Source organism: Acetobacterium fimetarium (assembly GCF_014284475.1).
GTDB lineage: Bacteria > Bacillota > Clostridia > Eubacteriales > Eubacteriaceae > Acetobacterium > Acetobacterium fimetarium.
The window spans coordinates 60,658-70,962 of sequence record NZ_WJBC01000015.1; the positions used below are offsets into that span (position 1 = coordinate 60,658).

Sequence of the window (10,305 nt, forward strand, 5' to 3'; positions counted from 1 at the left end):
GGACAACCCGCCGTAAGGTTCATCGGATATCATAAAGGTGTCGAAAAAAAGAAGGAGTGCATGTTTATGAGCAATATTATCGAGACCGAGGGTCTCAGCAAACAATATGGAAATGTTTATCGGGTCAAGGATGTCGATTTGTCGGTTCCGGAAGGGGCGATTTATGGTTTTCTGGGGCCAAATGGAGCCGGAAAATCGACGACACTGAAGATGATTCTGGGGTTGGCGAAGCCCACGGCAGGGGAGATCGCAGTTTTCGGAAAACAGGTCAACAGCAAAAACCGCCTGGAAAACCTTAAAAATGTCGGTTCTCTAATTGAGTCGCCTAGTTATTACGGGCATTTAACCGGGGAGGAAAACCTGAGGATCTTTCAAACTCTGCGGGGGGTGCCCAAACAGAATATTGATGAAGTTCTGAAAATAGTTCGGCTGGAGAATCAGAAGAATAAAAAAGTCAGCCAGTACTCACTGGGAATGAAACAGCGGTTGGGGCTGGCCAGTGCGCTGTTGGGCTATCCCAAATTGCTGATTCTGGATGAACCCACCAATGGGCTGGATCCGGCCGGAATTCAGGAAATGCGGGAACTGATTCAGTCCCTGCCCCAAAAATTCGGGATGACAGTGGTGGTCTCCAGCCACCTCCTAAGTGAGATTGATCAGCTGGCCACCCGGGTGGGGATCATCCGGGAAGGGGAACTGGTTTATCAGGACAGCCTGACAAAGCTGCACCAGTACAGTAAACAGCATCTGGCGGTGCGAACCATGAATAATGAGGTGACCAAATCATTCCTCAGTCAAAACGGCGTGGCGTGGGAAGCGCAGGATGATTATCTGATTATTCCCCAGATTAAAGATTCAATGATGGCGGAAATCAGCAAGGTGCTGGGACAGAATAATATTGGACTGGTTCGGATTGAAGAACGGAAAAAAAGCCTGGAGGATATTTTCCTGGAGTTGACCGGAACGGCGGTGAGTTTATGAAAGCAGCAATCCGGATGGAGGTCTTAAAAACAAGGGGCCGAAAAATCTGGCTAGTGGTGGCGGTGATGATGGCGGTTCAGCTGCTTTGGGCGGGCTGGACCATTTCCAACAAGGATGCCGATGACCTGATCCAGGGCTGGATGTTTTTTCTCTACCAGTTTCCGATGCTTAACTGCATCATCATGCCGGTGATCGCCGCGGTGGTCGCTTCCCGCCTCAGTGATGTGGAGCATCAGGGCCAAACCTTTAAGCTCCTGGAAACCATTATTCCGGCCAACCGGATCTTTGATGCCAAGTTTATCTGGGGCAGTATCTATATGCTTGGCGCCGCTCTGGGACAGCTGGCCATCATGATCGGCATGGGTTTCGCTCTGCATTTTGGCGGACCGGTGCCATGGGGCGCGCTGGCTGGCTATCTGTTTTTTACTGTGGCGGTGAGTCTGACTATTTATGCCTTTCAACAGGTGGTCTCGATGCTCGTTCCCAATCAGATGGTGCCGATGACCCTGGGACTCGTCGGCGGTTTTATCGGCTTGTTCAGTATGTTTTTTCCCCAGGGCTTTCAAAAGCTGATTCTCTGGAGTTATTATGGGGTGCTGATGCAGGTGGGAATGAATTGGGATGAGGCCACCCGGGCGGTAGATTTCTACTGGACGGCCATTGATTGGTCAGGGTTCGGTTTGATTTTAGTTTTTTTTGGGCTGGTTTATGGAATCGGCCGGGTTTTATTTGTCAGAAGGGAGGTCTGAGCGATGCTTAAACGTGTTTTAAAAGCAGAAATGATCAAGATGCGGCACAGTCCGGTGTGGCTGGCTTTTTTACTGATTCCCATTATTCCGGCTTTTATGGGAACTTTCAATTATTTGAACAACCTGGGAATGCTGGAGAATGAGTGGTACAGCCTATGGACCCAGCATACCCTGTTTGCCTGTTATTTTTTCCTGCCGGTATTGATTGGGATCTACGCATCCTATCTTTTTCGGCTTGAACATGCCAATCATAATTGGAATGCGGTGATGACTGCCCCAGTTCCGGTAACACAGTTATTTATGGCTAAACTGATAATGGGTTGGCTGATGGTGATTTTGACCCAGCTCTGGATCGGACTCCTGTTTATCATTTCCGGATTGCTGGCGGGGCTTTCGGGACCGATCCCCCCGGAATTACCGGTCTGGTTATTGTTTGGGGCTTTGGGCGGTATGGTGGTATGTGCTCTGCAGCTTTGTCTATCGCTGGTGATTCGCAGCTTTGCCGTGCCGGTGGGGATTGCCCTGATGGGCGGCATTGCCGGGTTGGCACTGTTGTCGCAAGGCTATGGCCTCTACTTTCCCTATGCCCTGATAACCCTGGGCATGCGGGCCAACGATCCGGCGGCACCGATGGCGGTAGGCGAAATTCAATTTCTGATTGCCGGCGCTGTTTTTATGGCTGGGTTTTGTCTATTTGCCATCACCTGGTTAAAACGGCGGGATGTGGTGACAGGTTAGTCAATTGCGTTCGAACATAAAGTAAAAATAAATTCGAAAAAGCAAAGCAAAAAAATCAGGCCAGTGTTGATCGGTAGTCATCTCCGATCAACACTGGCCTTAAATAATTTTAACTGTTTTAGCTTGGCGGTTTGCAGATCCCGCAGGGTGTCAGTCCCTGGGCATGCACCTCTTCCAGACTGTTTAGATAAATCCGGTTGGATTCTTTCGGCAAACCGGAACAGCTGGGTAAATGATAAACCTTGGAATTCTTATTACCGATATAGGTGGCAGTTTCGGCAGTGGCTGTGCTTGCCGGTGTTTCCGAAACAGAGTTGGTTGTCGCGGCGAGGCCGTTATCCACCTCCTGATAGGGTTGGGTGGGGGTAATGCCGGTTTTGTTGAAGGTCAGCTGATCGCCTTCACTGGTGGCCACGATGGTTCCCAGCAGGTCGGTACGGAAAATGGTGGAACCCACATCATTGAGACGGCTCAGGGTTTCCTTATGAGGGTGGCCATAGTCATTGTTTTTGCCGCAGGAAATCACCGCATACCGCGGATTCACCGCTCGCAGAAACACATAGCCTGTTGATGTGGCACTGCCATGATGGCCGACCTTGAGCACATCGGCCGCCAGATCCAGGTTCTGGGCCAGCAGTTCTTTTTCGGCCGCGGCTTCCATATCCCCCGTCAGCAGAAAGCGGTGGCTGCCGTGGGTGACCTTCATCACAATGGAATCGTCATTGACATCCTCATGCACGGAAAGCGGTCCTAAAAAATCGATGGTCGATCCGCCGAAAGAAAGGGCGGTTCCCGGTGACGGGGTGGAAACCGGCACGTTTTTGGCCTTCGCCGCGGCGATCAGGTTTTTGGAGGAACTCGTCTCTTTGGAATTGGTCACATAAAGATTCGAGACCGCCAGTTTTTCAACGACATCAGTCAAACCGCCGGCATGGTCGGCGTGATTATGGGTGGCGACGACGTAATCCAGCTGGGTGATACCCAAACTTTTCAGATATTTAACGACATCATCGCCATTCTCCGGATTTCCGCCATCGATGAGCATGGTGTCATCGTGGTCCACCAGAAGAATTGAATCTCCCTGTCCCACATCCAGAAAATGAACCGCCAGGGAATCCTTAGGCGTAAAGGTTGTGTTCGCGAGATGACAGCCGGTAAACAACAGCATCATGCTAATAATGAGCACTGCAGAGAGCAGTAATTTTCGCTTCATGGTCTTTCCTCACTGAATTTTATTTTGGTAATACTCGATACCGCTTTTGCGCTGAGTATACGCTGATTTTACCATATTCAAAGAAAAATTGCAGGCCTTTACCTTTTTACTGTAATAAGTTACAATAAAGCGGCAAGATGAATTGAGCAAGGACAAGCATTCAAGTAGCTATGGATGGAAAATTCTTGTAAAAATAATCGAAACCGTGCATTTGACAAAGAGTTGTGGTAAAATTCTTTCGTTGAAAAATGTCAATATAACAGTTTAAGAAGGGAAAATATACGAAGACACGATAAGATCATACTGGTATGTTTGAAACAAGCATAATGATTGCGGAAAATTTAAGAAGCCTGTATGATAATGGAGCAGAAAAGGAGATTAATTTATGGATAGCTCAAAGAAATTTATTATTGTATCAGTCAGTGCAGCGATACTGCTGATTATTCTGGTCAGTTGTACACTGGCTTACTCAGGCAGGGATAACACCCTGATGTCGGACAAATCTCTGCATTTTGAAATCAACGGATTCAGCGTCGAATTGCCACTGTCAGAGGATGGTGCGGTCTATGATGCCGTCAGCTTAAGCAGCGTTACCGAGAATAAAATTAAACTGATTAATGAAACGGGCGCTACCGTAAAAGTGAATGGCAAAGGGATCGGCGCCGGAACGACGATGAATTTAAAACTTGATTCATTGTCATCCAATGAATTAATCAAAATTACGGTAGATAATGAAAAAGATGTACGGACCATTTATTTAAGAACACTGTCCTCGCAACTGCCACAAATCACTTCAGCAGGAGAAAGCAGTTATGAAGGACATTATTATACGGCCTTGTCAACAGGAGGAGCGGCGCTCTATGAACTGAACAATAAGGGCGAGGTTGTTTTCTATATTGCAAAATCACCGGAAGAAGCTAAGGGAGAATCATACTGCGACTTCAAGAAACACACACTGGAAGATGGCAAAGTGCGTTACAGTTATCAACGGATTTATGGCGATGACGAGGAAATTGGATATGCCTCCGGGGAACGTGTCATTCTCGATGAAAATTATCAGGAAATAAAGACCATCACCCTGGCACAAAGCGAGCTTGCGAAAGAAGGCGACCCAATCGATGGACGGGATTTTATCCTGATCGATGATAATCATTATATTGTAGCAGCTTCCCAGTTAGTCCTGGTTCAGAACGTACCGGAAAGTTTAGGTGCTGGTACAATGGGATCGAAGGTCGTTCGGACACTGATTCAAGAGGTGAAAGATGACAAAGTTGTTTTTGAATTTACCACCGATTCACATCCGGAGCTTTATGGGCTGAGCGTGACAGGAAATGATTACGGCAATACGGCAAGCCAGAGTCCGGACTATGCCGGATTCAATCGAATGATCATCGATCCGGCTGATGATAATCTGATTGTGTCGTTTGAAAATTTAAACACAATCATGAAAATCGATCGGGAAACAGGCAGCATTGTCTGGAAACTGTCAGGTGCTGGAGATGAATTCGGTTTGACTGATGAGCTGAAAACTTCAGGTCAAAGCGATATCGAATTGACAAAAGACGGCTATTTAACGATTTTTGACAATGCTGTCAGTTCTGGACAAACACGGATTCTAAAAATCAAGTTGGATGAAGTCAATAAGAAGGTGTTGGAGTATCACGAATTTAAAGTGCCGGGTCATAAATCATCGGCAAATGGAAGTGCCCAGAAAATTGGCGACGAAATAGAAGTTTATACGATCGGCTGGGGTCAGGCCAAAGAGGGAACCAGCGGCATTTCAGAAATTGATTTTAATACCGGAAAGAAACTGCTCGAGGTTACGCTTCCCCAGGGGGTCTCAAATGACCGGGTTCAGAAAATAAAATAAAAGCATCAAGCGAGTTAAAAAAACAGGATTAGTGCACAAAGTAAGCGTTATTTTTCCCTATAAAAGATTTGTACGACTTAATGGTTTGGTCTATAATGAAAAAAAGATACTTAATCGAGTACAAAAGGAGAAGAATAAGATGGCCCGAAAAACAATAGAAAAATTCAAAAAACAACCGGAAGCGAATCCTGTCGAAATTATTGAGATGGAACTGATTGAATTTCAATATCCCAAAAGCGGAACCGGGATTTGTCCGGAATGTGGCGGAAAAATGAACGGCGTTGGTCTTGATTGGGAATGCGAAGGTTGTGACTTAAAGCTAGTCGGTCCAATTTTTTAAGAAGACGATATACTTAAGAAAGCACATTAACCAGGCAAACGTTGGGGAGTGTGTTTTTTTATTCGTAAGAAAGCAGGCCGAAAAGACTCGGCGGCATCTGGTGGTGGACTGATTATATGGGAATAATTTGAGATGCCAGAAAAAATAAGTGTTTAGAGATTCCTAAGATAGATGTGATAAGATGCGGATGCTTTTTCAGATAAATAGCAAGTTGCGTGAATACTGAAATAAACAGCAGATTAAATACAACAATATAGATGATAATAACCTTGGAGGAAATAAAAATGACGATTACCTATGAATTAGGGAAATCCTTGTATGTAAACATCACCAATCGATGCAGCAACGCCTGCACATTTTGCATACGAAAAGATGAACCGACGATAAACGGGACTGATGATCTTTGGCTGGAAAAAGAACCAACCAAGGAAGAAATACTGGAAGATATATTAAAACGCGATCTGAGCAAGTACAAGGAACTGGTTTTTTGCGGATATGGCGAACCCTCCTATCGGTTAGATGAAATCTGCGAAATTGCAAAAGAAGTAAAAAAGAAGCATCCCATCCCCACCCGGATTAACACCAATGGCCATGGCAATCTGATTTTTAAAAAAGACATGACGCCCTGCCTGAAAGATGCAATCGATACGGTGTCAATCAGTTTAAATGCGAAAAATAAAGAAGAATATAACGCGTTGTGTCGTCCGGTTTTTGAAGATGCATATGATGCATTGCTTGAATTTGCCCGTCTGGCTGGCAGATATGCAAAGGTGATCTTAACCATTGTTGATATATTGCCAGAGGAAGATCAGGAAGCCTGCCGCAGAGTCAGCAATTCGGTAGGAGCGGAGCTGAGAATACGCTCTTATATTGATTGAGGGAAATTAAAAGCGGGGTGGTGATACGATGGAAGACAATAACTTAACCCCCAAGTGCCTGAGTATTCGCGGGAAAAAAATTGTGGTGGTGGATGATCATCAATACGTTTTACTGGCGTGGGGACAATTATCGCAACAATCAAAGAACCCTTTGACACTGGTGAGTATCGATTATCACCCGGATACAAATCCACCGTTCTGGCTTTATGCCTATCAGAAAGCGATCGCTATCAATCCAGACAAAGAAGCAGTTCTGGTGCCGGGTTTTCAGAAAAAGATCCTTGCAACCCTGAATCCCCAGGATTTAAAAACCGTTGAAGCGGCGATGAAAAATATGCGAAATGATGAACACATCAATACAGCAATGGAGCTGGGTTATCTAACCGAGTATCATATGATAAATTGTATGGAAAAACATCGATATTCTCGGGGACACCATTATCTGGTGCCCGAAAGCTGTTTTGGCAGTCTGGAGGATCGTATGTTTGAAGAAAGCGGTTTTTCCATGAAAGCTGTGATTCCGGACAGCATTATTCTGGATATTGATTTGGATTATTTTTTAGGCTTGAAAAACTTTGCGCTTGATCTGAATGAACACGTGGTGTTTAAAGCACTGGTAAATCAGGCTCAGATGATTACCATCGCCCGATCGGAGAGCTATTTTAATTACTTGAAAAAAGAAGCCTGTACAATCGCGGAATGCGAGAACCAGCTGCTCAAGCTCTTAAGTCGGGTTCTGCTTTATTGAGGATAGAATGGAGAGAATGTCATGGGGATACATGTTGAAGAGAAGCGGTTAATCAGTTTGCCGAAATTTCTATGTGAAGAACGGTTGCTGACATTCGCCAAAAGAGAATACGAGTTAAAGAATCACGTTCAGGACAAAAAAGAAAGTTTGATTATTCTAAAGACAAAAACCGTTTTAACGGCAAAAGAACAGCGAATTACCATTACGCTAAATGAAAAAGACGAAAAGAGCACCGAAGTAACCATTCGATCAGAAATGATTTCAAATATTGCAGCCAGGAAAACCACGGCAATTCAAAATAGTGTCGACAGGCTATTCAACGGTATTGAGATAGATAATCCGGAAAAAAAACCATCAGATGCGGAAAAAACGGGTGAATCCGAAATTCAGCATCATAAAAGGAAGTTTTTCCAGATGGGAAAAGACAAGCGCAGGTGGGATCTGTACCTCACAGCTACCTATTTAGGCGGGCACAAGGATTTGAAGAAATCACTGCGGGGTAGTCTTGCCGTTTATCCGGATGGCGTTGACTTTTGCGTTTTGGGTCCCAAGTTTACCATATTTCCGACGGAGATTAAAAAAGTGACCATCTGTTCCAGTTCTGAAATAGCCTCAAATGCAAAGTGGCAGGCGTCGTGTTTTACAGGCGCTTTGGAAAGAAACTGGATGATGAATGACGGCGAAAAGGAAAAAGAGAAGCTGCAGAAAAACAAGCTGGTTATTGATTACGCGAATGAGGATGGCGCTTTTCATTGTGTTTTTAAGGCCGAGGGTCAGTTTGAATTAGAGAAAAGCCTGAAAAAAGCAGAGAATCTGATCAATGAGTTAATAAAATGAAAAAAGTTGTTGACAACGGAATAAATTGAAAGTATAATAAAAAAGTTGAAAAAAACAATAACTAAATATAATAAAGTTAAATTAGTCTCGCGACGATGGCGGAAGGGCCACACCTGTTCCCATACCGAACACAGAAGTAAAGTCTTCCAGCGCCGAAAGTACTTGGTGGGTAACTGCCTGGGAGGATAGGACGTTGCGGGACTTTTAAACTTTTTGCCCAAATTTTGTAAAAATTTGGTATGCCGCTGAGCGCTAGCGAAGCAAAGATGCAAAAACTTACACAGTTGACGAGGGTTTGATCCGACTAAAGATTAAACAAACCCGAGGAAACTATGATCAGTTAAACTGAAGCCGTGCAAAAAAATAGATTGATAAAAATTGATTCAAGTGAGCTTGAAATCAATTTTTATCAATCTATTTTTTTATGGGGCGAAGCCCCAAACGGAGGCGCAGCGTTAGCTGCGACGGAGTTGCACGTCTTCATTGGTCGGTAGTAATTTTTAAAAGCCATCTGGCGATTGACGCGACTGAAGTGCGTGTCTTCAGACATTCCGTGCCGTAAATTTTAAAATAATTAAAATAAGGTGTTTGAAAAGGATGATGGACGGTATAAAAATATGTAAAAGCCTCATATGAAAAGAAAGAAGGCATTATTTGTGAAAGAAAGAAAAGTTGTACAAACCGTCCAGGGTATCAATGCAGTGGATGGGGCGGGGGTTCACCTCACCCGCGTTCTTGGACATTCAACAGTGAAAGCGTTTGATCCTTTCCTGATGTTGGACTCCTTTGATTCTGAAAATCCTCAGGACTATATTAAGGGGTTCCCCATGCATCCCCATCGGGGAATTGAAACAGTCACCTATCTGGTTCAAGGGCGAATTGAACATCAGGACAGTTTGGGGAATAAGGGTGTTATCGAACCCGGATGTTCCCAATGGATGACTGGCGGAAGCGGTATTCTGCATCAGGAAATGCCTCAGGCTGAAAAAAGAATGCTGGGTTTCCAATTATGGTTGAATCTGCCGAAGTCGGAAAAAATGACAGAGCCCAAGTATTTTGAAATCAGAAAAGAGGACATCCCGATTTTCAAAGGAGACGGTTATACGGTTGGGGTTGTTTCCGGAGTCTATCATGATGTGGAAGGTGCCAGACCGCATCACATTCAGGCAATGATTTTAGATTTAACCGTTGAATCAGGAAAAACAGTAATAATTCCAACAAAGAAAGGTGAAACCGTATTTGCGTTCATAATTGAAGGTGATGGTCAAATTGGTAATGTCAGGTATAAAGAAAAGTCAGCTGTCCTTTTCGATGATGGTGATTATATTGAAGTACAAGCTGCTGACACCCCACTTCGCTTTGCAGCATTTTCAGCACCGGCACTGAATGAACCAGTGGCATGGGGTGGCCCCATTGTCATGAATACCGAAGAAGAATTGAAACAGGCTTTTGCAGATTTAGAAGAGGGCACGTTTATAAAAAAATAGTCGCAGGCCCTTAACTAATGATGGATGAAAATAACATTTGAAAACAAATGAAATATTTTCAGAAAAGCGTTGACAGAGTGATTAAAAGAGCGTATACTAATGAAGTTGTCTCGAATAGAGGCGACAGACACACAGCTGAAACACTGAAATGAACTTAAAAGAATTTCAAAAAACAGCTTGACAACATGAAGAAACGACGATATAATAGAAAAGCTTTCGAGTGAGAAAGCGGCGGTCATAGAAAAGAGAATAGTACCATAAAACCTGTAAATAGCCTTGAAATCCTCCGGGATTTCGGCAAAATAGAAACAGAGAGATGCACTCTATAAAACATCAACTCGGCAGAGGATAAAGTGCACTCGGTAGAGTATAAAACTTAAGTATTCATGAGACAGCATTTAAAGGCCGAAAGGCTTTAAATACAAACTTTTATTGAGAGTTTGATCCTGGCTCAGGACGAACGC

At 44.2% G+C, this 10,305-nt stretch carries 10 protein-coding genes and 1 rRNA gene; 10 read left to right on the forward strand and 1 reads right to left on the reverse strand.

Going from position 1 to position 10,305, the window contains the following annotated elements; translation table 11 throughout:
• Positions 1-66: 66 nt before the first annotated feature.
• From GH808_RS10720 to GH808_RS10730, 3 genes are read left to right on the forward strand one after another with little or no spacing between them, the layout of a single operon-like run.
• Positions 67-981 (forward strand): ABC transporter ATP-binding protein, encoded by a 915-nt coding sequence (locus tag GH808_RS10720; RefSeq protein ID WP_186842786.1) that lies wholly within the window; start codon positions 67-69, stop codon positions 979-981.
• Positions 978-1,730, forward strand: coding sequence for an ABC transporter permease (locus GH808_RS10725; protein WP_186842787.1), 753 nt, complete (start codon positions 978-980; stop codon positions 1,728-1,730). The genes GH808_RS10720 and GH808_RS10725 overlap by 4 nt, the downstream gene beginning before the upstream one ends.
• 3 nt (positions 1,731-1,733) lie before the next feature.
• On the forward strand, positions 1,734-2,468 hold the full coding sequence (locus GH808_RS10730) for an ABC transporter permease (protein ID WP_186842788.1): 735 nt from the start codon (positions 1,734-1,736) through the stop codon (positions 2,466-2,468).
• Between the two features lie 118 nt (positions 2,469-2,586).
• Here the strand turns inward: GH808_RS10730 and GH808_RS10735 are convergent, their stop codons facing one another.
• Positions 2,587-3,681 carry a ComEC/Rec2 family competence protein gene (locus tag GH808_RS10735; RefSeq protein WP_186842789.1) on the reverse strand — a complete coding sequence of 365 codons (1,095 nt, stop codon included), beginning with the start codon at positions 3,679-3,681 and terminating at the stop codon, positions 2,587-2,589.
• A 385-nt stretch (positions 3,682-4,066) separates the two neighbouring features.
• Between GH808_RS10735 and GH808_RS10740 the strand changes: the two genes are divergently transcribed.
• The 7 genes from GH808_RS10740 to GH808_RS10770 all read left to right on the forward strand — a co-directional run bounded on the left by GH808_RS10740 (position 4,067) and on the right by GH808_RS10770 (position 9,841).
• Positions 4,067-5,551 (forward strand): arylsulfotransferase family protein, encoded by a 1,485-nt coding sequence (locus GH808_RS10740; RefSeq protein WP_186842790.1) that lies wholly within the window; start codon positions 4,067-4,069, stop codon positions 5,549-5,551.
• Positions 5,552-5,690: 139 nt separating this feature from the next.
• Positions 5,691-5,891 carry a hypothetical protein gene (locus GH808_RS10745; protein ID WP_186842791.1) on the forward strand — a complete coding sequence of 67 codons (201 nt, stop codon included), beginning with the start codon at positions 5,691-5,693 and terminating at the stop codon, positions 5,889-5,891.
• A 284-nt stretch (positions 5,892-6,175) separates the two neighbouring features.
• Positions 6,176-6,769, forward strand: a complete 594-nt coding sequence (locus GH808_RS10750) for a TatD family nuclease-associated radical SAM protein (RefSeq protein ID WP_186842792.1) — start codon at positions 6,176-6,178, stop codon at positions 6,767-6,769.
• 28 nt (positions 6,770-6,797) lie between these two features.
• Complete coding sequence (locus GH808_RS10755) at positions 6,798-7,517, forward strand: peptide arginase family protein (protein ID WP_186842793.1); 720 nt, start codon at positions 6,798-6,800, stop codon at positions 7,515-7,517.
• A 21-nt stretch (positions 7,518-7,538) separates the two neighbouring features.
• The gene (locus tag GH808_RS10760) at positions 7,539-8,354 is read left to right on the forward strand and encodes a hypothetical protein (protein ID WP_186842794.1); all 816 of its coding nucleotides are present in this window, start codon (positions 7,539-7,541) and stop codon (positions 8,352-8,354) included.
• 85 nt (positions 8,355-8,439) lie between these two features.
• Positions 8,440-8,556, forward strand: a 5S ribosomal RNA gene (gene rrf / locus GH808_RS10765).
• Between the two features lie 454 nt (positions 8,557-9,010).
• Entirely contained in the window at positions 9,011-9,841 is an 831-nt protein-coding gene (locus GH808_RS10770; protein WP_311135782.1) for a pirin family protein, read from the forward strand.
• Positions 9,842-10,305 lie beyond the last annotated feature (464 nt).

Bases quoted from the DNA above. Each gene is read 5' to 3' on its own strand.
- GH808_RS10760 (WP_186842794.1), top strand. From the start codon at position 7,539: ATGGGGATACATGTTGAAGAGAAGCGGTTAATCAGTTTGCCGAAATTT.
- GH808_RS10735 (WP_186842789.1), bottom strand. From the start codon at position 3,681: ATGAAGCGAAAATTACTGCTCTCTGCAGTGCTCATTATTAGCATGATG.
- GH808_RS10755 (WP_186842793.1), top strand. From the start codon at position 6,798: ATGGAAGACAATAACTTAACCCCCAAGTGCCTGAGTATTCGCGGGAAA.
- GH808_RS10730 (WP_186842788.1), top strand. From the start codon at position 1,734: ATGCTTAAACGTGTTTTAAAAGCAGAAATGATCAAGATGCGGCACAGT.
- GH808_RS10750 (WP_186842792.1), top strand. From the start codon at position 6,176: ATGACGATTACCTATGAATTAGGGAAATCCTTGTATGTAAACATCACC.
- GH808_RS10740 (WP_186842790.1), top strand. From the start codon at position 4,067: ATGGATAGCTCAAAGAAATTTATTATTGTATCAGTCAGTGCAGCGATA.
- GH808_RS10725 (WP_186842787.1), top strand. From the start codon at position 978: ATGAAAGCAGCAATCCGGATGGAGGTCTTAAAAACAAGGGGCCGAAAA.
- GH808_RS10720 (WP_186842786.1), top strand. From the start codon at position 67: ATGAGCAATATTATCGAGACCGAGGGTCTCAGCAAACAATATGGAAAT.
- GH808_RS10745 (WP_186842791.1), top strand. From the start codon at position 5,691: ATGGCCCGAAAAACAATAGAAAAATTCAAAAAACAACCGGAAGCGAAT.